Raw genomic sequence first — 23085 nt, forward strand, 5'->3', positions numbered from 1 at the left:
CAACAGCTTGTCCGACAATCTGCACCCGCCTAGAATACCGCCGCCTCGCACCTGCCCTTTCAACGACAGCGGTACGAATCACCTCCATCATGCCTTCGCGCCTTCCGCCCCAGCGCCCGACCCTGTACAGGACTCATCCGGAGTTGATCCTTAACCTGGGCAGTTGCCTGGCGGTTCTGGCCATCATCACCATCGTGACTTTCCTGCTGGTACGCGAAAAAGCCAACGTGGGCCAGGCGGCCGCACGCTCGGCCAGCAATATCGTGCAGTTGATCGACACCGACATCGTGCGCAACGTCGAGCTCTACGACCTGTCGCTGCACGGACTGATCTGGGCCATCCAGCGCCCTGAGCTGGCCAGCGTGGCCGCGCCGCTGCGCCAGCAACTGCTGTTCAACCAGGCCTTCACCGTGCCGTTACGCGGCGACATCCTGTGGCTGGACCGCAACGGCAACGTGGCGGCCGACTCCACCAGCGTGGTGCCACGCAGCGCCAACTTTGCCGACAGCAGGGTGTTCCAGGCCCATCGCGACAACCCCGGCCTGGGCCTGGTCATCAGCCCGCCATTCAAGGCACGCCTGGGCGAGTTGGACTGGTGCATCAGTTTCAGCCGGCGCATCAACGATGCCGATGGGGCCTTCGCCGGTATCGCGTCAGGCGCCCTGCGCCTGGCCTACTTCAGCGAGCTGTTCCAGCGCCTGGACATCGGCCGCGACAGCAGCGTCAACCTGTTCAACAGCGACGGCGTGATGCTCGCCCGCCACCCTTCGCTGCCCAGCGACCCGCTGATCGGCGCCGACCTGTCCGAGCAACCCAACTTCAAGCGCGCAATGGCCCAGGGCAACGGCAGCTTCACTGCGCGTTCGAGCCTGGACGGCAAGCATCGCCTGTACACCTTTTCACGGGTGGACGACCTGCCGCTGTTGGTGGTGGTGGCCTTGTCCACCGACGAGGTCTATGGCTCGTGGCGGCGTACCGCACTGGTGGTCAGTATCGCTACCGGCCTGTTGTGCATCGGCATCCTCTGGCTGTCGTTGCTGCTGGGGCGCGAATTGCGCAGGCGCCACAGCGCCGAGCAGGGCCTGGCCGAACTGGCAGCCACCGACAGCCTCACGGGGCTGGCCAACCGTCGTCAGCTCGACCAGGTACTGCGCCGCGAATGGGCACGTGCCCAGCGCAGCCAGCGGCCGCTGGCGGTACTGATGGTGGATGTGGACCACTTCAAGGCGTTCAATGAACGCCACGGTCACCAGGGCGGGGACGAAGCGCTACGCCAGGTGGCGACGACGATCGCGCACAGCATCCGCCGCCCGGCGGACCTGGCTGCGCGATATGGCGGGGAGGAGTTTCTGGTCATCGTGCCCGAGACCGACCTCAACGGCGTGCTGACCCTGGCCGAACGTATCCGCAGCAGCGTCGAGGCACTGCCGCCGTTCGGCGACGACCAGCACCCGGTGACCGTCAGCATTGGCGTGGGCCTGCAGACGCCAGAAGCCCAGCAGGATCTTTCGACCTTGCTGGGCTGTGCGGACGATGCGCTGTATTGCGCCAAGCGCAACGGGCGCAACCGGGTAGAGGTGTACGCCGGTTAGGAACGTGCGCGGGCCGCGTCGCGCAGCACCTTGACCTGGTCATGGTTGCGCTGCACGCCATGGTACTGGCGCTCGACCAGGGCATATGCCGGGTCACCTGCCGGTACATTCAGCTTGGCCAGTTTTTCCAGGGCATCCTTGTAGGCTTTGAGGGCGTGGTCTTCACCGCGCTCCACTTCTTCCAGCACCGCCTTGTCGTCGTTGCTGGTCAGCGAAGACTTGAGGTTGACCCAGGCGCGGTGCATGTCACCGCTGAGGCTGGTGGTGGTTTCCGGGTCGCCGCCCAGGGAACGCACGTGCTGCTGCAGATCTGCGGCGGCGCTACGGCATTCGCCTTCACGCTGCAGGAAGAACGCCTTCAGGTCCGGGTTCTTGGCATCCTCGGCAGAAGTCTTGAAGCCCTTCTCGCCATCCTTGCTGTACTCGATGAGGTTGTTCAGAACCGAAATAACGTCTTTGTTCACGTTGGTCATGACAGTGCTCCTTTGCATGAGGGTGGTTGCGTAGTACAGGAGCAGTGTTCATGCCAGCTTTTCTTTAAAAATTAAATCTTTTAAAATCAACAACTTATAAAAATTTTGAACCTTCCCCAAGCAGCGTTTTGCATGAACGGACCTTTGGTCTCGTGCAGATTGCATGTATTGTCGGGCCTTTCCTGCACTGCTGCGCCGAGCCCATGACTCCCGAGACACTCGAACTGCTGGTCACCCGCGAAATGCCCTATGGCAAGTACCAGGGCCGGCTGATCGCCGACCTGCCCGGCCACTACCTCAACTGGTTCGCCCGCCAGGGCTTTCCCAAGGGCGAACTGGGCGGGCTGCTGGCGCTGATGCACGAGGTCGACCACAACGGCCTGGCCGACCTGCTCGAACCGCTGCGCAAGAAGCACCCGCGCCCACGCCCCTGATCAGACCTTGGCCGGCTCCAGTGCCAGCTCGGCCACGTCCCTGCGCTTGAGCACCGCGTACACCACAGCGGTCAGCAGGCTGCCGGCGGCGATGGCCAGCAGGTACAGCAGGGCGTGGTTGATCGCGTTCGGAATCAGCATCACGAACAGCCCGCCGTGGGGCGACATCAGCTTGCAACCGAAATACATCGACAGCGCGCCGGTCAGTGCACCGCCGACCACGCTGGCGGGGATCACCCGCAGCGGGTCCTTGGCCGCGAACGGGATCGCCCCCTCCGAAATGAAGCACATGCCCAGCACCAGCGCCGCCTTGCCGGCCTCGCGCTCGCTCTGGGCGAACTTGCGTCGCGCCAGGAAGGTAGCGATGCCCAGGCCGATCGGCGGCACCATGCCGGCGGCCATGGTCGCGGCCATCGGCGCCATGCTCTGGTTGGCCAGCAGGCCCACCGAGAAGGCATAGGCGGCCTTGTTCACCGGCCCGCCCAGGTCCACGCACATCATGGCGCCGAGCAGTATGCCCAGCAGCACCGCGTTGGCAGTGCCCATGCTGTCGAGAAAATGCGTCAGGCCATCGAGCATGCCGGCCACCGGCTTGCCCACCACGTAGATCATCACCAGGCCGGTGAACAGGCTGGCCAGCAGCGGGATGATCAGGATCGGCTTGAGACTCTCCAGGCTGCTGGGCAGGCGGACCCAGTGGCTGATCGCCTTGGCCGCGTAGCCGGCCACGAAGCCTGCGACGATGCCGCCGATGAAGCCGGCGCCCAGCGAACTGGCGAGCAGCCCGCCGATCATGCCCGGCGCCAGGCCCGGGCGGTCGGCAATCGAATAGGCGATGTAGCCGGCCAGCAGCGGCACCATCAGCTTGAATGCGGCGTCTTCGCCGATCTGGCGCAGGGCGGCGGCCAGGGTGCCCGGCTCCTTGTAGGCATCGAGCCCGAACATGTATGCCAGGGCGATCAGCAACCCGCCTGCCACCACCATCGGCAACATGAACGACACCCCGGTCAGCAGGTGCTTGTACACCCCAGCCCTTTCACTGCGTGCAGGTGCGGTGCCGGCGCTGCCGGCGGCACGCTCTTCGCGACCTTCGGCCAGCGCCCTGTTCAAGGTGGCCTGGGCCTGCTTGAGGGCCACGCCGGTGCCACAGCGGTAGATGCGCTTGCCGGCGAAGCGCTCGGTGGGCACTTCGATATCGGCGGCCAGCAGTACCACGTCGGCTTCGGCGATGGCCGCGGCGCTCAGCGGGGTGCGTGCCCCCACCGAGCCCTGGGTTTCGACGGCCAGTTGATAACCCAGTTGCCGCGCCGCCTGCTGCAAGGCTTCGGCGGCCATGAAGGTGTGCGCCACCCCGGTGGGGCAGGCAGTGACCGCAACGATCTTCTTCACCGCCCCCGCTGCGGCCGGCGCAGGCGCCACGGCTTCGGGGTGGTGCACCTGGGCCTGTTCGGCGGCCAGGCGCAGAAAGCTCTCCACATCCTGCAGGGCCTGGGCCGGAGTGCTCTGGAACAGGCGTTTGCCGGCAAAGCGCTGCAGGTCGAACGGGCCGGTGCTGATCACCAGCACCCAGTCGGCGGCGGCGATCACTGCCGGCGAAAGCTGGCGCTCGGGATGGTCGGGATCGTGCACCTCGACACTGGTGCTCCAGCCCTGGCGCTGCGCGGCCGCATCCAGCAGGCGCGCGCTGAGCAGGCTGGACACCTGGCCGTTGGGGCAGGCGGTGACGATGGCGATCTTCATTGTTCACCCTCTTGTCGAGCGTGGGGAATCTGCACCCGGACGGCATCTTCGAGCTGCGCCAGTTGCACGCGGTCGCCGATGCCGAAGCCGATCTGGGTCACGGCCTGGGCGGCAATCGCGGTGGCGCGGCGCAAGGTCTGCGCGGCAGGCTCGGCATTGAGCAGGCCGTGCAGCATGCCGGCCAGCAACGAATCGCCCGCGCCCACCGTGCTGGCCACCATCACCTGGGGCGGCAGCGCCTGCAGGGCGCCGTCGCGCCGGAACCAGATCACCCCCTGCTCGCCCTGGGACACCACCACATGCTCGACGCCCTGGTCGATCAACTGGCGGGCAGCGGCCTGCTGCTCGGCAATGCTGTGCAGCGGGCGGCCCAGCGCCTCGGCCAGTTCGTCGGTATTGGGCTTGACCAGCCACGGCGCGCTCTTGAGCCCGGCGATCAAGGCCGCACCACTGCTGTCCAGGATCACCTTCAGGCCCAGCGACTTGAACCACGCCAGCAGCATCTGCAGCCACTGCGGGCTCACACCCGGCGGCAGGCTGCCGGCCACCACCACCGCGTCATGCCCGCTGGCCAGGTGCTGCAGGCGAGCCAGCAGCTCGCCCTGGGCGTGTTCGTCGACCTGCGGGCCCACGCCGTTGATATCGGTGACCCGGCCATCGCCCTCCACCAGCTTGAGGTTGCTGCGGGTTTCGCCGGGCACCCGCACGAAGCAATCGGCAAAGCCGCGACGGGCCATCAGGGCCTCGAAGGGCTGCAGGTTGTCCTGGCCCAGGAAGCCGCCCACCGTCACCGAATGCCCCAGGTCGGCCAGCACCTGCGCCACGTTCAGGCCCTTGCCCGCCGCGTGGCTGTGCTGCGCGTGGCTGCGGTTGACCGCGCCGGGCTGCAGGGTGGCGAGGCTGACGGTAAGGTCCAGCGCCGGGTTGAGGGTCAGTGTGAGTATCCGTGCCATCAATGCATCTCCACCCGTGCGCGCACATCGGCGGCACTGCCCTGCACCAGCGCATCACGCGCCAGTTGCCGGGCCTGTTCAAAATTCAGTTCGCGCACCACCGCCTTGACCTCGGCAATGCTGCGCGCCGCCACGCTCAGTTCATCCACGCCCAGCCCCACCAGCACCGCCACCGCCTGGGGGTCGGCGGCCAGTTCCCCGCAGATGCCCACCCACTTGCCGTGGGCATGCGCGGCGCGCACGGTGATGTCGATCAGCTGCAGCACCGCCGGGTGCAGGCCATCGGCCTGGGCCGACAGGCTCGGGTGGCCGCGGTCGATGGCCAGGGTGTACTGGGTCAGGTCGTTGGTGCCGACGCTGAAGAAGTCCACCTCCGGCGCCAGCACCGGTGCCAGCAGCGCGGCCGAAGGCACCTCGATCATGATGCCCACCTGCAGGTCGCCGACCGGGATCTCCCGGCGCAGGCGCTCGACCATTGCTCGGGCCTGGCGCCACTCCTCCACCTGCCCGACCATCGGGAACATGATGCGCAGCGGTCGCTCGCCCGCCGCGCGCAACAGGGCGCGCAACTGGCTTTCCATGACCTGCGGCCGTTGCAGGGTCAGGCGAATGCCGCGTACCCCCAGAAACGGGTTTTCCTCCTTGGCGATGGGCCAGTAGGGCAACGGCTTGTCGCCCCCCACATCCAGGGTGCGCACCACCAGCGGCCGGCCCTGCAGGCCGTCGAGCACACGGCGGTACTCGGCTTCCTGGGTGGCCTCGTCGGGCACCTGTGGATGGGCCATGAAGATCAGCTCGGTGCGCAGCAGGCCGATGCCTTCCGCGCCCAGGTCGATCACCTGTTCGATACCCGCGCTTTCACCGATGTTGGCGAACACTTCCACGGCATGCCCGTCGCGGGTCACGGCAGGTTCCAGGCGACGCGCCCGGGCCGCCTGCAGGCGCTGTTCGCGCTGCTCGCGCTCGGCCAGGGCGCGCTGCAGCTCGTCCGCCGCCGGGGCCACGGTCAGGCGTCCACGCTGGCCGTCCAGCAACAGCTCGGTGCCGGCGGCGATCAGCAGCACCGCCGCGCCGGCCCCCACCACCGCCGGGATGCCCAATGCCCGCGCCACGATCGCGCTGTGCGCGGTGGCGCCACCCCGTGCGGTGAGAATCCCGGCCACCCGCGCCGGATCGAGGCGCGCCACATCGGACGGGCCGACTTCGTCCATCACCAGCACATAGGGCTGTTGCGGCTCCGCCACCTCGGCGGCCCCGCACAGGGTGGCCAGCACACGGCGGCCCACGTCGCGCAGGTCGGCGGCGCGTTCGGCCAGCAGGGCGTCGTGCAAGGCCTCCTGCTGCCGCGCTGCGGCCTCGATCACGGTCATCCAGGCCGCTGGGGCGCTTTCGCCCTGGAGCAGACGCAGCTCGACTTCATCGCCCAGCCCCGGGTCGCTGAGCATTTCCTGGTGAGTGACGAAGATCTCGCGGATGGCCTTGGCCGGGCTGCGCCGGATCAGCGCTTCGAGCTCACTGGCCACCGCGGCCAGGGCACGTTGCAGGCGGTCGCGCTCGATCACCGGCGACTCGCCCCGCAGCGGGTAGTCGAAATGGCGCAGCACCTGCACATGCGCCGGGCCGCAGGCGATGCCCGGCGATGCGGCCACGCCCTGGACCTGCGTGCCCGGCAGCGGCGCGCTCAGCACCGGCTCGAGCACCTGGGGCGCCGCTACCTCGCTCACCGGTGCCAGCGCCTCGACCGCTTCGCCCAGCCCGGCCTGCACCGCCGCCAGCAACGCCGGCAGCGCGCTGTCGGCCACGCTCGGCTCGGCAATGAACTCCAGTACCTGGCCACGGCGTGCGCCCAGGCTCAACAACTTGCTCAGGCTCTTGACCGACACGGCGGCCTCGCCGCTGTCGACCACGCGCACGCGCACCTCGCCCTCGAAGGCCTTGGCCAGTTGCGCCAGCTCCTTGGCCGGGCGCGCATGCAGGCCGTGGGCATTGGCCAGGCCGACGCGAACGCTGGGCCAGTCGGCCGGCAGCTCGCCGCCCAGCACCTCCAGCACCGCACGGCTGCTGGTAGCGCGAAACAGCTCCTGCGCCCGACCTTCGATCAGCAGGGTACACAGGCGTTCGAGCAGGGCCTGGTGCGCCGCGCCCAGGCTGGCCAGGCAGAACAGGCCGTTGAGCGGCTGGCCCAGGTAGCGCAGCGGCCGCTGCGGGGTGACGAACGCCAGGCCCGGCTTGCGCACGGTCTGCTCGCTGTGCAGCCACCACAGGCCATCGCCCAGGGGTAGCGCCTCGACCTGCTGCAGCACGGCGGCAAAGCCATTGCCGGCGCAATCGGCGCGGCGCAGCAGGCGGGCGCCACGCCATACCAGCTCTTCGAAATCCTCGGCGGGCACACCCAGGCCGATCATCTGTGCATCCAGTGCCAGCTCCTGCGGCGCCCCCTGCAGCAGCTTGAGCAACGCCTCGGCGCTGCCGGCCCGGCGCAGCGCCTGGGCCAGGTCGGTCTCGCCCAGCGCGCGGGTGAGCAATTGCAGCAGGCGCAGGTGCTCGTCGGAGCGCGCGGCGATGCCGATGGCCAGGTACACGATCTGCCCGTCGCCCCAGTCCACGCCCTCGGGGAACTGCAACAGGCGCACGCCGGTGGCATGCACCAGCTCGCGGGTCTGCGGGGTACCGTGGGGGATGGCGATGCCCTGGCCGAGAAAGGTCGAGCCCTGGGCTTCACGCGCCTGCAGCCCGGCCAGGTAGCCCTCGGCCACCAGCCCGTCGGCCACCAGGCGCTCGGCCAGCAGCTGCAGCGCGGCGGTCTTGTCCACAGCCGACTGGCCCATGGAAATCTGCTCTATGGTGAGCTCGAGCATGAACCTCTCCTTTGCAGCGCCGGGCCGGCGCCGAGGTATTGTTGTGAATTTAGCAGCACCCGACACTTCGCAGGGCCGGGCGCAGGCGAAGGCCACGGCAGAAAAATCGCCTGCTGAATCGTTTAACCTAGAATAGCGTGCACGTTACTCGATAACCTGCGAACAATGAAAGCCCCATTTTGTCGGACAATTGCGACAATGGTCGTCTGCGCCGATGCTTCGCAATCGGCGACAATACCCGGTCAGGCTCTGCAGCCAACCCCGGTAATAACAAGGAAAATTCGGTGAAACTCAGCGATATCGCCCGTCTGGCCGGTGTGTCCGTTACCACTGCCAGTTATGTCATCAATGGCAAGGCCGAACAGCAACGCATCAGCAGCAGCACGGTAGAGCGTGTGCGTGCGGTGGTCGAGGCCCATGGCTTCACGCCCAACCCGCAGGCGGCCGGGCTGCGCAGCCGTCACACGCGCACCCTTGGCTTCATCCTGCCAGACCTGGAAAACCCCAGCTATGCGCGCATTGCCAAGCAACTGGAACAAGGCGCAAGGGCCCAGGGCTACCAGCTGCTGATCGCCAGCAGCGACGACCAGCCCGACAGCGAGCGCCAGTTGCAGCAGCTGTTTCGCGCACGGCGCTGCGACGCCCTGTTCGTCGCCAGCTGCCTGCCCGAAGACGACGACAGCTACCGCACGCTGCAGGCCAACGGCCTGCCGATCATCGGCATCGACCGCAGCCTGGACCCGGCGCAGTTCTGCTCGGTGGTCAGCGACGACGAGCATGCCTGCCTGCACCTGACCCGCAGCCTGCTCGAAAGCGCCCCGGCGCATATCGCACTGATTGGCGCACGCCCGGAGCTGAGCGTCAGCCGCGCTCGCGCACGTGGTTTCGACCAGGCCCTGCAAGGCTTCGACGGACGGGCCAGCCAGCACCAGGGCGAAGCCTTCAGCCGCGAGTGCGGGCGCCGCCTGATGAGCGAGCTGCTGGCCGACCTGGGGCGCCTGCCCGACGCACTGGTGACCACCTCCTATGTACTGCTGCAAGGCGTTTTCGATGTGCTGCAGACCCGCCCGCCAGCATCGCGCAGCCTGCACCTGGGCACCTTCGGTGACAACCAGTTGCTGGACTTCCTGCCCCTGCCGGTCAACGCCATGGCCCAGCAGCACGGCCTGATGGCCGAAACCGCCCTGCGCCTGGCGCTGGAGGCGGTGGAGAAGCAGCACTACACGCCGGGTGTGCACGCGGTGGCGCGCACCTTCAAGCAACGCCTCTTCAAGGCCTGACCATGCGCCTGGTAGACACACACACCCACCTGGACTTTCCCGACTTCGATGCCGACCGCAGTGAAGTGCTGGGGCAGGCGCGCCGCGCCGGGGTCGAGCGCATGGTGGTGCTGGGGGTGTACCAGGACAACTGGCAGCGGGTATGGGAGCTGGTCAAGAGCGATCCGCAGCTGTATGCGGCGTTCGGCCTGCACCCGGTGTACCTGGAACAGCATCGCCCGGAACACCTGCTGGCGCTGGGCGACTGGCTGAGCCGCCTGCGTGGCGACCGGCAGCTGTGCGCGGTGGGCGAGTTCGGCCTGGACTACTACGTGGCCGAGCTGGACCGCGAGCGCCAGCAGGCGCTGTTCGAGGCCCAGTTGCAGCTGGCGGTGGACTTCGACCTGCCGGCGCTGCTGCATGTACGGCGCAGCCATGCCGACGTGATCGCCCGGCTCAAGCGCTTCAAGCTGGCGCGTGGCGGCATCGTGCATGCGTTTGCCGGCAGCTACGAGGAGGCCCGCGAGTACCGCCGCCTCGGGTTCAGGCTGGGCCTGGGCGGTGCGGCCACCTGGCCCCAGGCGCTGCGCCTGCGCAAGGTGCTGCCGCGCCTGGGGCTGGACGGCGTGGTGCTGGAGACCGACTCGCCGGACATGGCCCCGGCGATGTACGCCGGGGTGCGCAACAGCCCTGTGCACCTGCCGCAGATTGCCGTGGCACTGGCTGAGGTGATGGGGGTTGCGCCCCAGGTGCTGGCCGAGGCCAGCACGCGCAATGCCTGCGAGCTGTTTGGCTGGTAATACCGCCCCTGCGCCTTGCCGGCGAAGGGCCCAGCCCTCGCTCAGACCCTGAACGCCCCGATCAACTGCTTCAACTCCATCACCTGCGCCGACAGCTGCCGGCTCGCATCTTCGGTCTGGTGCGCGCCCTCGGTGGTGTGCTCAGCCGCGCGGTTGATCTGCACGATGTTCAGGTCGATGTCATGCGCCACCGCCGTCTGCTGCTCCACTGCCGCCGCAATCTGCTGGTTCTGCTCCACGATGCTGCCCATCGCCCCCAGAATGTTGACCAGCGCCTGCTGCACCTGCTGCGACTGCCCCACGGTGCCCGCCGCCATCTGGTGACTGCTGTCCATCGCCCGCACCGCCGCCTCCACCCCGCCCTGCAGGCGTGAGATCATCTGGTCGATTTCCTCGGTCGACTGCTGCGTGCGCTTGGCCAGCGTGCGTACCTCGTCGGCCACCACCGCGAAGCCACGCCCCTGCTCCCCGGCCCGCGCCGCCTCGATGGCGGCGTTGAGCGCCAGCAGGTTGGTCTGCCCGGCGATGCTCTTGATCACCTCCAGCACCTGGCTGATCTGCTGGCTGTCGCTGACCAGCTGGTTGATCACCCCCACCGACTGGTCGATTTCGGCCGCCAGCCCGGCAATGCTGCCCTGCTGCGACTCCACCAGCTCGCGCCCGCTGACCGTCTCGCGGTTGACCCCGTGGGCGCTGTTCACGGCTGCCGCAGCGCTGCGCGCCACTTCCTGGGCAGTGGCCGACATCTGGTTCATGGCCGTGGCCACCTGCTCGATCTGCCCGCGCTGGCCGCTCACCGCCTGGTTGCTGCGCGCCGATACCGCATGCACCTGCTCGGCCTGGTGTTCCACCTCGGCCACCGTCTGCCCGACCCGCTCGATCAGGTCATGGATGCGCCGCACCGTGGTGTTGAACACCTCGCCCAGCTCGCCCAGCTCGTCGCGACTGCGGGCCTGGAAGGTCACCGTCATGTCGCCCCCGGCCACCTTGTCCATCACCTTGCCCAGGGTACGCAGGGTGCTGCGGGTGGAGGCGTAGAAGCCGCCATACAGGTAGCCGATCAGCATGAACACTGCCGCCAGGGCCAGCACCAGCAGCACCATGTGCTGGCGGTAGTCGCCCAGGCGCGCCTGCAACTGCTGTTCGAGCACCTGCAGGGTGGCGCCATTGAGCAGGTAGGTCTGCTCGATCAGGCCGCTGACCTGCTGGTAGAACGCCGGCCACGGCGCGTCGAGGGTATCGGCCATCACCACCTGGTCTTCGAGCAGCTCGCTGGCCTGCTTGAGCGACGCCTGGCTGCTGGCGGCCTGGCTGGCCAGCCGCGGCTCGTCGCCCAGGGCGTCCTGCAGGCGAATGGCGTAGTCGGCCGACAGCTTGTCGAGGCTTTTGAGCAATTCTTCGAAACGGGTACTGGCCGATGAGTTGAGAAACCCCTGGCCCAGCGAGTAAGCCCCGATTGCGCGGCCTTCACCCAGGGTCTGGGTGACCTGGGCGGTGACCGTGGTCAGCAGCTCGCCCATCTGGCGCACGCCGGCATCGCTGTCCTGGCCAAGGCCCGACTGGCTGACCACCAGCTTGCCAAGCAGCTGCGCCTGCGCCAGCAGGGCGTCGTACAGGGCTGCACGGGTCTGCAGCGAGGAGTCGGCTCGCGCCGCCTCGAGCCCTGCCAGCAACTCGTCGCGCCGGGCGGTGAAGGCCTGCACCTGGGCCGGGTCCTCGGTCATCGGGGCCAGCGCGGCCACGCGCTTTGCCACCTGCTGTTCCAGCGCATCGATGCGCGCCTCCAGGTCGTCGGCCTTGCCGGACTGCCCCAGCACCGCGTTGATCTGCACCAGGTTGCCCAGGCTCTCCAGATCACCGCGCACGGCCAGGCTCTCGCTCAGCAGGCCGAGGCTGTGCAGCTCCACACGGGTGGCGTGGAACTTGGCATAGGCGTCGCGCACCAGATAGAAATTGGTGACCAGCATGGGCAGAAAGAACAGCACGCTGATCAGGCTGAACTTCATGCCGAAGCTCAGCCGGTTCATCAATGCGATTGCCGGATACAAGAGGCGCTTCAAGGGTCGTCTCCTTTCGATTTCTTATTGTTTTCTGCGCAATAGCACTAGGCCACTGGCGATCGTCAGCAGCCTCTGTATAGCGCATATCGAAGGGAAGTTTTGTAACTTAAGGTTAACCACCAGTCGCGGCGGCCTGTAGGAACGAGCCGCCGTTGCGGCAGCCCGTTTACACGTTGTGAGTCAGCCGAGCACGGTCCACAGGGCAAAGCCCGCGTACCAGAGCACTGCGGCACGCAGCAGCAGTTCCCACAGGCTGTCGAGCCCGGTCAGGCCTTGCGGGCCGGCCTCGACGTCGGCGGGAATCTCCGCCGCTGCCGTGCCCGCCTGCTCCACCAGGCGCGGCGCACCGATGTGCCAGTTGAGCAGTTCGTGCAGCATCATGCGGCTGACCGCCACAAAGTTGCCCACCAGTGCAAAACTGGCGGCCAGTACCCGCACCGGCGCCCAGTCGAAGGCGTGGCGCAACTGCCGGGCGCGTTCCTGTACCGCCGGGTTGCCGGCCCGCTCGCCCGTCAGCGCCAGCAGCCGGTAAGCCAGCGCTGCAGCCGGGCCCAGCAGCACATACCAGAAGATCACCGCAAAGAAGCTCTGGTAGGCCTGCCACAGCAGGTGCCCCTGCACCTTCTGGATCAGGCCCTGGCTGTCGTCGGCCGTCACCCCCAGGTCGCGCTCGGCCACGTGCACGGCCGCCTGTTCATCGCCGCGTCGCCAGGCATCGCGAAACGGCCCCAGCGCCGCCTTCACATCGCCCCGGCCCAGGCTGTAGATCAGCACCAGCAGGTGCACCGGCAGGGCTAGCAGGCCATAGGCGACCGGGTCGAGCACGTGCAGCAGCAGCGCCAGTACCGCCACCGGCAACAACACCAGAATGCCCAGCACCCACCATGGGTCGGCCTTGGGCCTGCGCTCCAGGCGGGCCAGTTCGGTGAGAAAAAAGCCGTCGCGTTGCAGGCGCTGGCGCAGCGCCGAGAACTTCTCGACCCACAGCACCAGCAGTAACACCAGAAAACTCATGATCTGTCCTCGTTGACGTGCAGGCTGGCGCGATAGCGTTCCCAGTCGAACGCCGGCCCCGGGTCGGTCTTGCGCCCCGGCGCAATGTCGCTGTGGCCGCGGATTCGCCCCGCGATGGGCCAGGCAGCCTGCAGTTGCAGGGTCAAGTGTTGCAGGGCAGTGTACTGGGCGTCTGTGAACGGCGTCTGATCGGTGCCTTCGAGTTCGATGCCCACGGAAAAGTCGTTGCAGCCCTCGCGGCCCTCGAAGCGCGATACCCCGGCATGCCAGGCCCGGTCCAGGCACGAGACGAACTGGGTGACCCTGCCGTCACGCTCGATCAGAAAGTGCGCCGATACACGCAGGTCCTTGATCTGCTCGAAAAACGCATGCTCGGCGATGGGCAGGCGGTTCTGGAAGAACGCCTGCACCTTGCCGGTGCCGAACTGCCCGGGCGGCAGGCTGATGTTGTGGATCACCAGCAGGCTGATGGCTTCGCCCTCGGGGCGCGCGTTGAAGTTGGGGGAAGGGCAATGGGTGACGCCAGCGACCCAGCCAGTAGCGTGGTCAAGTTGCATAGAAGATCCTGAAGCATGAGGGCTCTGGCGCAGTATGCCCCGAGGAATCGAAGGTTGTATCGTTAAAAAGTGCGGGCGCTCAGGGTTGGCGCTGGCGCAGTTGGCTGACCACCGAACCCAGTGCACGCTCGAACAGCTGGGTGGCATCGAGCAGGCGTACCTGGCCCTGGCTCAACGCCGCGGCAAGCCCCTGCTGCGACCATTCGCGCAGCTTGCGCCCGGTACGGTCGACGAACACGTAGGTGTGGGTGCTGTCGATGATCGCGATCAGCTTGCCGCGCACCGGCTCGTCATCCTCGTCGCGCAGCTCGATCCAGGCCCCCGGGCGCAGGTCGCGCACCTGGTGCAGCGCCGGGTCGTCGTCGGGCAGGCTGGAGCACAGCCCGCCCGACGCCACCGACTCCGGCCCCAGCAGCACGATGCGATCACGCACCAGCACCCGCTCGATACGCGCCTGGCCGGGGTGCCCTGCCCCTTCCACAGCCTGCAGGTGCAGCGCTTCGAGCTGGGCGAAGAACTCGCTGGTGGCAAAGGGGTCGTAGGCAACCCGGGTCAACCCCTCGCGCAGGGCCTTGAGCAGGCCCGGCACCTGCTCCAGCAGCCGTGCACGGTCGTCGCCTGTGTGTGACTCGACGCTCCAGAGCAACAGGTCCATGTTGGCCAGCGCGTCCTGCCACTGGGTCGAACCCCGCCCATGCTTGAGGCAGGCCAGCAGCAGCACCTGGCTCCAGGCCTGCTCGATCACCCGTACCACGCCTTGCGGCAGGCACTTGCCGAGCAGGCGCAGGTTGAGTTCGCTTTCAACCTGCTGGCGCGCCAGCACGGTGCGTGCCCGGCCCTCTTCGGCATCGCGGGTGCGCTGTTCGAGCAACTCGGTACGGCGGCGCTCATCGGCACTGAAAGCAAGGAACTCGGCCAGCAGCTCGGCGAAGATCTGCGGGTCGTCGGCAAAATCGGTGAGCAGGCGCTGCACGATGGCCTCGACCCGCAGGTACAGCTCGTCGCGCTGCACGTCATCACGCGCGCCCCAGCCCATCGCCACTGCGGCAATCTCGTCGAGCAGGCGGCGCGCCGGGTGGGTGGCGCGGCTGAAGAAGCTCTTGTCGAGCAGCGCCACCTTGAGCATCGGGATCTGCAGGCGTGCGATCAACTGGCGCAGCGAATGCGGCAGGTTGCGATCGCCGAGGATGAAGTCGAAGAGCATGGCGATCAGGTTGATCACATCCTCATCGATCACCTCGACCCTGCGGTACTTGCCACTTTGCACGCTGGCCCGGGTCAGCAGCTGCTCCAGCTGGTGGCGCAGGTCGAAGTCCTGCACCTCCCCCGCTGCCGGCACGAACTGCTGCAGGTGCGAGAGCAGGCGCAGCAGATCCTGCCTGCTGATCGGCTGCACCCGGTCATAGGGCTCCAGGCGCGGGGCCACCCGACCGCGCACCGGGGACAACAGCACCTGCAGCGAGGCGAAGGCAGCCTGCGCCCCGGCATCGGCCATCAGCGGGGCTGGCTTGACCTCCGGATCGCCGGCCGGGTGCGCCGGTTCGGCCGCCGGGGTGCGCCAGCCCGGCGCGCTCTTGAGGTCGGGCAGGATCCCGGTGGCGCTCAACAGCTGGTTGGCTTCGCCGTACAACCGGCCGACGTCGCACAGCACGTAACGCTCGAACAGCTTGAGCAGTATCAGCTTGACCTTGATGCCCACGCCCAGGCTGCGCCCGGCCTGCAGAAAGTACTCGCACAGCAGCGCCGGCCCCAGCGGGTTGGCGCGATCGTCCAGGCGCTGGCTGATCAGGCTGTTCATGCGCAGGGTCAGTTGGCCGAGGGCGAAGCCGTCACGCGTGGCCACGCGGGCCACCATCGTCTCCACGGCCTGGGCCCGCTCACGCGCATCGTCGGCCATCAGCGCCTGCCTGTCGTAGCCACGGCGCGCCAACGGCGCGGTCGGGTCGTTGCCGGCAATATCGATGAAGGCGTCATAGAACAGGTCGAGGAAGGCACGCTCGATGCTCTTGCGCTTGAGGCGAAGGTCGCGCATCGCTTCGAAGAACAGGCTGCGGTCATGGTTGTCGGCGGCCGTGTCGGCCATTTCGAAGAGCGTGTCGTCGGCGTTGTCGAACAGCCCCTGCAGCGCCTGGCGCAGGTGCTGCGCTGCCTTGTCGCGCACTTGCAGCAGGATGACCGGCAGACGAGCGAACGGCGTGCGTGACGCCTGATCGGTGGCCGCCTTGAACGGCACCACCTTCCCGTCATTGGGCATCCCGGTCTCCTTGCTGGGTTGGCTACGAAGTGGATTGAATGGCTGTCAAAGTCATGACGCCAATTACAAGGCGCGCATTATCTGGCAAAAACGCGCGGCCTGCCAGCGAACTGTGCAGTACGTTTCGGCCAGCCTGTGGATAGACCGCCATGGGGCGCAAATGCTCATTTGCTGCGACCAAAGGCGGATTGCTGCACGCCCGCCCCGGGCTGCCCTATAATCGCGGCCACCTAGCTTGTGGAGCCCACCATGCCGAATCTACGCCTCGCCGACCTGACCGCCGAAATCGAAGCCAACGTGCGCCGTGCGTTGCTCGAAGATGTCGGCAGCGGCGACATCACCGCCCAGCTGATTCCTGCCGAGCGCCTGGCCAAGGCCACCATCATTACCCGCGACGACTGCGTGATCAGCGGCACGGCCTGGGTGGACGCGGTGTTTCGTCAGCTCGACCCGCGGGTGGCGGTGCACTGGCAGGTCAAGGACGGCGACCGGGCCACGGCCAACCAGGCACTGTTCCACCTGGAAGGGCCGGCCCGCTCGCTGCTGACCGGCGAGCGCAGCGCGCTGAACTTTTTGCAGCTGCTGTCGGGGGTGGCCACCCATGCGCGGCACCTGGCCGACCTGGTGACCGATACCCAGGTCAAGCTGCTGGATACGCGCAAGACCCTGCCGGGCCTGCGCCTGGCGCAGAAGTACGCAGTGACCTGCGGCGGCTGCCACAATCATCGCATCGGCCTGTACGACGCGTTTCTGATCAAGGAAAACCACATTGCCGCCAGCGGCGGGATTGCCGAAGCGATCGCTGCGGCGCGCCGCATTGCGCCGGGCAAGCCGGTGGAAATCGAGGTGGAGAGCCTGGATGAACTGCAGCAGGCGCTGGAGGCCGGGGCCGACATCGTCATGCTCGACGAGCTGAACCTGGACGAAATGCGCGAGGCGGTGCGCCTCAATGCCGGCAAGGCCAAGCTGGAAGCCAGCGGCGGGATCAGCGAAAGCACGTTGCGCGCAATTGCCGAGACGGGGGTGGACTACATCTCGATCGGGGCAATGACCAAGGATGTGAAGGCAGTGGACCTGTCGATGCGCCTGAGCCTGTAAGAAACATCGCCGGCAAGGCCGGCTCCTACAGGGTTGTGCATGAACCTGTAGGAGCCGGCCTTGCCGGCGAAGGGGCCAATCAGAACGAAGCGTTCTGCAGGCCGTCCAGGTAACGCTCGACATCCAGTGCCGCCATGCAGCCGGCACCGGCCGAGGTGATTGCCTGGCGATACACGTGGTCGGCCACGTCGCCGGCGGCGAATACGCCCTCGATGCTGGTGGCGGTGGCATTGCCGTCACGCCCGCCGTTGACCACCATGTAGCCATCCTTGAGCGCCAGCTGGCCTTCGAACAGCGAGGTGTTGGGGGTGTGACCGATGGCGATGAACACGCCGTCGACCTTCACTTCATCGAAGCTGCCGTCGTTGTTCTTCAGGCGCGCACCGGTCACACCCATGTTGTCGCCCAGCACTTCGTCCAGGGTGGCGTTGAGCTTGAGCTCGATCTTGCCTTCGGCCACGCGGGCGTGCAGCTTGTCGATCAGGATCTTCTCGGCGCGGAAGGTCTCGCGGCGGTGCACCAGGGTCACCTTGCTGGCGATGTTGGCCAGGTACAGGGCTTCCTCGACGGCAGTGTTGCCACCACCGACCACGGCCACCGGCTTGTTGCGGTAGAAGAACCCGTCACAGGTCGCGCAGGCCGAAACGCCCTTGCCCATGAACGCCTCTTCCGACGGCAGGCCCAGGTAGCGCGCGCTGGCGCCGGTGGCGATGATCAGTGCGTCGCAGGTGTAGGTGGCGCTGTCGCCCTTGAGGGTGAACGGCTTGTTGGCCAGGTCCACGGCGTTGATGTGGTCGAACACCACTTCGGTCTCGAAACGCTCGGCATGCTCCTGCATGCGCTGCATCAGCGCAGGGCCGGTCAGGCCATGTGCATCGCCCGGCCAGTTGTCGACTTCGGTGGTGGTGGTCAGCTGGCCGCCAGCCTGCATGCCGGTGATCAGCAGCGGCTTGAGGTTGGCACGGGCCGCGTACACGGCGGCGCTGTAACCGGCAGGGCCGGAACCGAGAATGATCACTCGCGAATGACGAACTTCAGACATGAAACGCTCCTGTCGAGCTGGCGAGCCAGCCACATGACGCCGGGGGCACCGGCTGGAATAAAAAAGAACCCGCGAAGCACTTGGGGAAGGCTATTGGCCGCAGGTTCTGGAAACCGTGAAATTGGTGCGACTGTAACGAGGAGGCAGAGATTAAGGAAATATCCTTAGACAATCCACCTTATAGACGACCTCTATTCACCTGCCGAGCACCGGCCGCTTTGCCTATTAAATGATCGACAGGGTTTTGTTACCGGGGGTTGCGCGCATTTCGCCGCGCTTTCGCCCAGGCGTCAAACTCGGTAAGGTCGGCGCGTTTACCACCGCTCGGAGCCTTTTATGCAAGCCCCTGTCCTGTCTGGCCCCCAATACCTGCGCGAGGGCCTGAAACTGGTCCTGAGCCCGGGCCTGCGCCTGTTCGTACTGCTGCCGCTGGCGGTCAACCTGCTGCTGTTCGTGGGCCTGATCTATTTTGCCGGTCACCAGTTCAGCCTGTGGGTGGACTCGCTGATCCCGACCCTGCCGGGCTGGCTGAGCTTTCTCAACTATGTGCTGTGGCCGCTGTTCGTGGTGCTGGTGGTGCTGATGGTGTTCTTCACCTTCACCATGCTGGCCAACATCATCGCGGCACCGTTCAACGGTTTTCTGGCCGAAAAGGTCGAGGTGGTGGTACGTGGCACCGACCCGTTCCCGGCCTTCAGCTGGGGCGAACTGGCCGCCATGGTGCCGCGCACCCTGAGCCGCGAACTGCGCAAGCTGGGCTACTTCGTGCCGCGCGCCCTGGCGCTGTTCATCCTGTCGTGGATCCCGGTGGTCAACATCGTGGCCGCACCGCTGTGGCTGCTGTTCGGTGTCTGGATGATGGCCATCCAGTACATCGACTACCCGGCAGACAACAACAAGATGAGCTGGCAGGACATGCTCGCCTGGCTGCGTGCCAAGCGCTGGCAGAGCCTGGGCTTTGGCGGCTCGGTGTACCTGGTGCTGCTGATCCCGTTCGTGAACATCGTGATGATGCCTGCCGCCATCGCCGGTGCCACGCTGTTCTGGGTGCGCGAACGCGGCTGACGGTTGCCGGGGCGACGGTGGCGACGGTGCAAGGCCGCCGCCACCGCGCCGTCAGGGCGCCAGCTGGTTGGAGAACTGGCCGACCGCGTCCACCACCTTCTGCGCCCCGTCCTGAATCTCGACGATCACCGTGCCGGTCTGCCCGGCCAGCGACAGGCCCTCTTCGGCCTGGCGCTTGCTGTTGTCGATGATGTCGACCGCCGCCTTGGCCAACTGGGCGTTCTGCTGCACCACCCGGGCGATTTCCTCGGTGGCGCTGCTGGTGCGCGAGGCCAGTTGCCGCACCTCGTCGGCCACCACCGCAAAACCCCGACCCTGCTCGCCGGCACGCGCGGCTTCGATGGCCGCATTGAGCGCCAGCAGGTTGGTCTGCCCGGCAATGTCGCTGATGGTCTTGATGATCGAACCGATCACCTGGGACTGCTTGTCCAGCGCCTCGATGCCGTCGGCGGCCTGCTGCATGTACGTCTCCAGGCCACGCATGACCTCGACCGTCTGGGTCACCACCTCGGTGGCGCGACGTGCACTGGAGTCGGTGTCCAGGGACGTGGTGTAGGCGATGTCGGCGGCGTGGGCCACCGCCGCTTCCTGGTTGACCTGGTCGGTGATCACGGTGGCGAACTTGACCACCTTGTACAGCACGTCATGGGCGTCGATGATCGGGTTGTACGACGCCTCCAGCCAGACCACGCGGCCATGGGCATCGATGCGCTTGAAGCGCTCGGCCACGAACTCGCCACGGCGCAGTTTTTCCCAGAACTGCTGGTAATGCGCCGAGTTGTACTCTTCCGGCTCGCAGAACATGCGGTGGTGCTTGCCGCGCACCTGCTCCAGGGAATAGCCCATGGTCTTGAGGAAGCGGTCGTTGGCAGCCAGCACCTCGCCATTGAGGTTGAACTCGATCACTGCCGTGGAGCGCATCAGGGCCTTGATCAGGCTCTCGTGCTCGCGTGACGTCTCGATGGTGCGGGTCAGGTCGCTGGAGTGCAGGGTGAAGTAGCGCAGGCGCCCGTCGCTGCCCTTGACCGGCTGCAGGATCGAGCGCAGCCAGGCTTCCTCGCCGTTGCCGCGCAGCAGGCGAAACGCGCCGTTGAGGTGCTCGCCGCGGTTGATCGCCTGTTTCATGCGCTGGTAGAAATCCAGCGGCTTTACATGCGCCGGCACGATCTCTTCGATGTTGCGGCCCAGCAGCTGCTGGCTGCTGTAGCGCATCTCTTTCTCGAAGTTGCCGTTGACCGCTTCGATACGGCCCTGGGGGTCCAGTTGCAGCACCAGCATCTCGCTGTCCAGGCTGCACTTGACCTGCTCCATGGTCATCAGCTCTTCGCGCAGCCTGGCATTTTCTTGTTTCAGTTTGCTGTTGAACATCACCGCTCCTGGAGCGAAAGTCTCATTCGAATGCAACTTCATCGGCTGGCGATGCGGCATTCTTGAGGCGCCGGCCAAGCTTATTTTCACAGCGCAAAAGCGCCAATGATCGGGCGTCATGTATCCGTCATTTTGCTGTCATCCGGGCGCAATCGGCACCTCGGAAAATCCCCCCATGACCAGTCCCGCCGCCCTGCACATTACCCTTGTCAGCGAAACCTTCCCACCCGAAATCAATGGCGTGGCCAACACCCTTGGCCGCCTGCACGAAGGCCTGCGCCTGCGCGGCCACCGGGTGGAGCTGGTGCGCCCGCGCCAGGCCGGCGATGCCGCCGGCCCTGCGCAGGCCGACCTGCTGTTGTGCCGTGGCTGGCCCCTGCCCGGCTACCCCGGCCTGCAGTGGGGGCAGGTGTCGATGCACAAGCTGCTGCGCCGCTGGCGCCGCGACCGCCCGGACGTGCTGTACATCGCCACCGAGGGGCCACTGGGCCTGAGTGCACTGCGGGCGGCGCGGCGCCTGGGCATCGCGGTGGTCAGCGGCTTTCACACCAACTTCCAGCAGTACTCCGGCCAGTACGGCTTCGGCCTGCTCACGCGGCTGGTCACCCGTTACCTACGTGGCTTCCACCATCGCTGCCACAGCACCCTGGTGCCCAGCGTCAGCCAGCGCCTGGAGCTGCAGCGGCGCGGCTTCGAACGCCTGACCCTGCTGTCGCGCGGGGTCGACAGCAGCCTGTTCAACCCGGCCCGGCGCCGCCAGAGCTTGCGCGACCAGTGGGGCCTTGGGCCCGACGACATCGCCCTGCTGCATGTGGGGCGGCTGGCCACCGAGAAGAACCTGGGCCTGCTCGGCCAGTGCCTGGACACCCTGCGCAAGGCCTACCCCCTGCGCAACCTGCGCCTGATCGTGGTGGGGGACGGCCCGCAGCGCGGCGCACTCGAGCAGCAGTTGCCAGGTGCCGTGTTCTGCGGGGTACAGCGCGGCGAATGCCTGGCCGAACACTACGCCTCGGGGGATATCTTCCTGTTCCCGAGCCTGACCGAAACCTTCGGCAACGTGGTGCTGGAGGCGCTGGCCTCCGGCCTTGGGGTGGTGGCCTACGACGAGGCCGCAGCAGCCCAGCACATTCGTCATGGGCACAGTGGCGCACTGGCCATGCCGGGGGATGCAGAGGCCTTCATCGATGCCGCCAGCTGGCTGCTGGAAGACAGCGAGACCTTGCGCCGGGTGCGCCTCAATGCCCGCCAGCATGCCAGCCGCCAGGGCTGGCCGGCCATCGTCGAACAGTTCGAGGCGCACCTGCGCGGCGCCTGCGAACAGGCACCGGCACCGTCTCAGCGCCGCGTCGATGCGGCGCTGCTGGTCAAGCCAGGCTCGTCAGCGCCTCGCGGCTGAACGGCAGGATGTCCTGCTCGCGCCCCTCACGCACCTTGGCCGCCCACTGGGCATCCACCAGCAAGGCACGCCCTACGGCCACCAGGTCGAACTCCTGGTCGCCCAGGCGCTGCAGCAGTTTCTCCAGGCTGGCCGGTTGCGCCACCTTGTCGGTGTCGACCATGAACTGCAGAAACTCCCCATCCAGGCCCACGCTGCCCACGGTGATGGTGGGCTTGCCGGTGAGCAGGCGGGTCCAGCCAGCCAGGTTCAGGTCCGAGCCTTCGAACTCAGGCTCCCAGAAGCGGCGCGTGGAGCAGTGGAAGATATCCACGCCGGCGTCGGCCAGCGGGCGCAGGAACTCGCCCAGCGCCTCGGCGTTGTCGACCAGGCGGGCGCTGTAGTCCTGCTGCTTCCATTGCGAGAAGCGCAGGATGATCGGAAAGTCCGGGCCTACGGCGGCGCGTACCGCCTGCACCAGCTCGATGGCAAAGCGCGAGCGGCCGGCCAGGTCGCCGCCGTACTCATCGCTGCGCTGGTTGCTCGCAGCCCAGAAGAACTGGTCGATCAGGTAGCCGTGTGCGCCGTGGATCTCGACGCCATCCATGCCGATGGCCTTGGCATCGCGGGCAGCCTGGGCGAACGCCTCGATCACGTCGCGGATGTCGGCATGACTCATGCCGTGCACCACCACCTGGCCATCCTTGAGTTTTTCGCTGGGGCCGTAACCCGGCACGCTGGCGTCCGGCTCGGTACCCAGGCGGCGCACGCTGCCCACGTGCCACAGTTGCGGCACGATCCTGCCGCCTTCGGCGTGTACGGCATCGACGACCTTCTTCCAGCCCGCCAGGGCATCTTCACCATGAAAGCGCGGCACGTTGGGGTAACCGTTGGCGGCCGGGTGGTCGACGGTAGTGCCTTCGGTGATGATCAGGCCGACATCGGCAGCGGCGCGGCGGCGGTAATACTCGACCACCTGCGCATGAGGCACACCGCCGGGGCAGAAGGTTCGGGTCATCGGTGCCATGACCACACGGGTCGGCAGCTCGAGGGCGCCCAGCTTGAAGGGGGTGAACAGGGCTTGAGCAGGCATTCGGCGCTCCTGGGAAAGGGATGGCGCCTGAGCATAGGGCGGGATTGTCG

General features: G+C 67.0%; 18 protein-coding genes and 1 pseudogene. 7 read left to right on the plus strand and 12 right to left on the minus strand.

Annotation, left to right across the window (positions count from 1 at the left end; genetic code table 11):
• The first annotated feature begins 89 nt into the window (after window positions 1-89).
• On the plus strand, window positions 90-1592 hold the full coding sequence (locus NP552_RS21285; RefSeq protein ID WP_043864390.1) for a GGDEF domain-containing protein: 1503 nt from the start codon (window positions 90-92) through the stop codon (window positions 1590-1592).
• Here the strand turns inward: NP552_RS21285 and NP552_RS21290 are convergent.
• On the minus strand, window positions 1589-2065 hold the full coding sequence (locus NP552_RS21290) for a PA2169 family four-helix-bundle protein (protein WP_078479907.1): 477 nt from the start codon (window positions 2063-2065) through the stop codon (window positions 1589-1591). The genes NP552_RS21285 and NP552_RS21290 overlap by 4 nt on opposite strands.
• A 203-nt stretch (window positions 2066-2268) precedes the next feature.
• Between NP552_RS21290 and NP552_RS21295 the strand changes: the two genes are divergently transcribed.
• Window positions 2269-2499, plus strand: coding sequence for a DUF3820 family protein (locus NP552_RS21295; RefSeq protein ID WP_043864478.1), 231 nt, complete (start codon window positions 2269-2271; stop codon window positions 2497-2499).
• Here NP552_RS21295 and NP552_RS21300 read toward each other — a convergent pair whose 3' ends face one another.
• Genes NP552_RS21300 through ptsP form a run of 3 tightly spaced genes read right to left on the minus strand, consistent with a single transcriptional unit; the run spans window position 2500 to window position 8050 of the window.
• The gene (locus tag NP552_RS21300) at window positions 2500-4239 is read right to left on the minus strand and encodes a PTS fructose-like transporter subunit IIB (RefSeq protein WP_078479906.1); all 1740 of its coding nucleotides are present in this window, start codon (window positions 4237-4239) and stop codon (window positions 2500-2502) included.
• A complete protein-coding gene (gene pfkB / locus NP552_RS21305) occupies window positions 4236-5192 on the minus strand; it encodes a 1-phosphofructokinase (RefSeq protein WP_196932705.1) in 957 nt (318 codons plus the stop codon). Before pfkB ends, NP552_RS21300 begins: the two co-directional genes overlap by 4 nt.
• On the minus strand, window positions 5192-8050 hold the full coding sequence (ptsP, locus tag NP552_RS21310; RefSeq protein ID WP_274097129.1) for a phosphoenolpyruvate--protein phosphotransferase: 2859 nt from the start codon (window positions 8048-8050) through the stop codon (window positions 5192-5194). Before ptsP ends, pfkB begins: the two co-directional genes overlap by 1 nt.
• A gap of 284 nt (window positions 8051-8334) precedes the next feature.
• On the opposite strand from ptsP, the gene cra reads away from it, so the two are divergent.
• Both cra and NP552_RS21320 read left to right on the plus strand, forming a co-directional pair.
• Window positions 8335-9330: a catabolite repressor/activator gene (gene cra / locus NP552_RS21315; RefSeq protein WP_043864385.1), complete on the plus strand. Its 996-nt coding sequence runs from the start codon at window positions 8335-8337 to the stop codon at window positions 9328-9330.
• A 2-nt stretch (window positions 9331-9332) separates the two neighbouring features.
• Window positions 9333-10109, plus strand: coding sequence for a TatD family hydrolase (locus tag NP552_RS21320; protein ID WP_054916281.1), 777 nt, complete (start codon window positions 9333-9335; stop codon window positions 10107-10109).
• Between the two features lie 41 nt (window positions 10110-10150).
• Here NP552_RS21320 and NP552_RS21325 read toward each other — a convergent pair whose 3' ends face one another.
• The 4 genes from NP552_RS21325 to NP552_RS21340 all read right to left on the minus strand — a co-directional run bounded on the left by NP552_RS21325 (window position 10151) and on the right by NP552_RS21340 (window position 15994).
• Window positions 10151-12169 (minus strand): methyl-accepting chemotaxis protein, encoded by a 2019-nt coding sequence (locus NP552_RS21325; RefSeq protein WP_054916280.1) that lies wholly within the window; start codon window positions 12167-12169, stop codon window positions 10151-10153.
• Window positions 12170-12349: 180 nt separating this feature from the next.
• Complete coding sequence (ampE, locus tag NP552_RS21330) at window positions 12350-13183, minus strand: regulatory signaling modulator protein AmpE (protein WP_078479902.1); 834 nt, start codon at window positions 13181-13183, stop codon at window positions 12350-12352.
• Window positions 13180-13740, minus strand: a complete 561-nt coding sequence (gene ampD / locus NP552_RS21335; protein ID WP_043864381.1) for a 1,6-anhydro-N-acetylmuramyl-L-alanine amidase AmpD — start codon at window positions 13738-13740, stop codon at window positions 13180-13182. Before ampD ends, ampE begins: the two co-directional genes overlap by 4 nt.
• Before the next feature lie 79 nt (window positions 13741-13819).
• Window positions 13820-15994: a DUF1631 domain-containing protein gene (locus tag NP552_RS21340; RefSeq protein WP_274097130.1), complete on the minus strand. Its 2175-nt coding sequence runs from the start codon at window positions 15992-15994 to the stop codon at window positions 13820-13822.
• 249 nt (window positions 15995-16243) lie between these two features.
• On the opposite strand from NP552_RS21340, the gene nadC reads away from it, so the two are divergent.
• Window positions 16244-17092, plus strand: a complete 849-nt coding sequence (gene nadC / locus NP552_RS21345; protein ID WP_054916277.1) for a carboxylating nicotinate-nucleotide diphosphorylase — start codon at window positions 16244-16246, stop codon at window positions 17090-17092.
• 79 nt (window positions 17093-17171) lie between these two features.
• Here the strand turns inward: nadC and trxB are convergent, their stop codons facing one another.
• On the minus strand, window positions 17172-18134 hold the full coding sequence (trxB, locus tag NP552_RS21350; RefSeq protein ID WP_043864378.1) for a thioredoxin-disulfide reductase: 963 nt from the start codon (window positions 18132-18134) through the stop codon (window positions 17172-17174).
• A 336-nt stretch (window positions 18135-18470) separates the two neighbouring features.
• Here trxB and cysZ point away from each other — a divergent pair, with 336 nt between their 5' ends.
• The gene (gene cysZ, locus NP552_RS21355; RefSeq protein ID WP_054916276.1) at window positions 18471-19199 is read left to right on the plus strand and encodes a sulfate transporter CysZ; all 729 of its coding nucleotides are present in this window, start codon (window positions 18471-18473) and stop codon (window positions 19197-19199) included.
• Window positions 19200-19250: 51 nt separating this feature from the next.
• Here the strand turns inward: cysZ and NP552_RS26145 are convergent, their stop codons facing one another.
• Both NP552_RS26145 and NP552_RS26150 read right to left on the minus strand, forming a co-directional pair.
• A complete protein-coding gene (locus NP552_RS26145) occupies window positions 19251-19682 on the minus strand; it encodes a methyl-accepting chemotaxis protein (protein WP_373870459.1) in 432 nt (143 codons plus the stop codon).
• 111 nt (window positions 19683-19793) lie between these two features.
• Window positions 19794-20687 (minus strand): annotated as a pseudogene (locus tag NP552_RS26150) (PAS domain-containing protein); the annotation flags it as partial.
• Window positions 20688-20742: 55 nt separating this feature from the next.
• On the opposite strand from NP552_RS26150, the gene NP552_RS21365 reads away from it, so the two are divergent.
• Entirely contained in the window at window positions 20743-21963 is a 1221-nt protein-coding gene (locus NP552_RS21365; RefSeq protein WP_123752897.1) for a glycosyltransferase family 4 protein, read from the plus strand.
• Here the strand turns inward: NP552_RS21365 and NP552_RS21370 are convergent.
• Window positions 21932-23035, minus strand: coding sequence for an NADH:flavin oxidoreductase (locus NP552_RS21370; RefSeq protein WP_088515278.1), 1104 nt, complete (start codon window positions 23033-23035; stop codon window positions 21932-21934). The genes NP552_RS21365 and NP552_RS21370 overlap by 32 nt on opposite strands.
• Window positions 23036-23085 lie beyond the last annotated feature (50 nt).

The organism is Pseudomonas sp. 8209, assembly GCF_028682105.1.
Lineage (GTDB): Bacteria > Pseudomonadota > Gammaproteobacteria > Pseudomonadales > Pseudomonadaceae > Aquipseudomonas > Aquipseudomonas palmensis.

What these genes read in the sequence shown, in the direction of transcription:
- NP552_RS21285 (WP_043864390.1), top strand. Translation starts at nt 90, where the DNA reads ATGCCTTCGCGCCTTCCGCCCCAGCGCCCGACCCTGTACAGGACTCAT.
- NP552_RS21290 (WP_078479907.1), bottom strand. Translation starts at nt 2,065, where the DNA reads ATGACCAACGTGAACAAAGACGTTATTTCGGTTCTGAACAACCTCATC.
- NP552_RS21295 (WP_043864478.1), top strand. Translation starts at nt 2,269, where the DNA reads ATGACTCCCGAGACACTCGAACTGCTGGTCACCCGCGAAATGCCCTAT.
- NP552_RS21300 (WP_078479906.1), bottom strand. Translation starts at nt 4,239, where the DNA reads ATGAAGATCGCCATCGTCACCGCCTGCCCCAACGGCCAGGTGTCCAGC.
- pfkB (WP_196932705.1), bottom strand. Translation starts at nt 5,192, where the DNA reads ATGGCACGGATACTCACACTGACCCTCAACCCGGCGCTGGACCTTACC.
- ptsP (WP_274097129.1), bottom strand. Translation starts at nt 8,050, where the DNA reads ATGCTCGAGCTCACCATAGAGCAGATTTCCATGGGCCAGTCGGCTGTG.
- NP552_RS21320 (WP_054916281.1), top strand. Translation starts at nt 9,333, where the DNA reads ATGCGCCTGGTAGACACACACACCCACCTGGACTTTCCCGACTTCGAT.
- ampE (WP_078479902.1), bottom strand. Translation starts at nt 13,183, where the DNA reads ATGAGTTTTCTGGTGTTACTGCTGGTGCTGTGGGTCGAGAAGTTCTCG.
- ampD (WP_043864381.1), bottom strand. Translation starts at nt 13,740, where the DNA reads ATGCAACTTGACCACGCTACTGGCTGGGTCGCTGGCGTCACCCATTGC.
- NP552_RS21340 (WP_274097130.1), bottom strand. Translation starts at nt 15,994, where the DNA reads ATGCCCAATGACGGGAAGGTGGTGCCGTTCAAGGCGGCCACCGATCAG.
- nadC (WP_054916277.1), top strand. Translation starts at nt 16,244, where the DNA reads ATGCCGAATCTACGCCTCGCCGACCTGACCGCCGAAATCGAAGCCAAC.
- trxB (WP_043864378.1), bottom strand. Translation starts at nt 18,134, where the DNA reads ATGTCTGAAGTTCGTCATTCGCGAGTGATCATTCTCGGTTCCGGCCCT.
- cysZ (WP_054916276.1), top strand. Translation starts at nt 18,471, where the DNA reads ATGCAAGCCCCTGTCCTGTCTGGCCCCCAATACCTGCGCGAGGGCCTG.
- NP552_RS26145 (WP_373870459.1), bottom strand. Translation starts at nt 19,682, where the DNA reads ATGCGTGGCCTGGAGACGTACATGCAGCAGGCCGCCGACGGCATCGAG.
- NP552_RS21365 (WP_123752897.1), top strand. Translation starts at nt 20,743, where the DNA reads ATGACCAGTCCCGCCGCCCTGCACATTACCCTTGTCAGCGAAACCTTC.
- NP552_RS21370 (WP_088515278.1), bottom strand. Translation starts at nt 23,035, where the DNA reads ATGCCTGCTCAAGCCCTGTTCACCCCCTTCAAGCTGGGCGCCCTCGAG.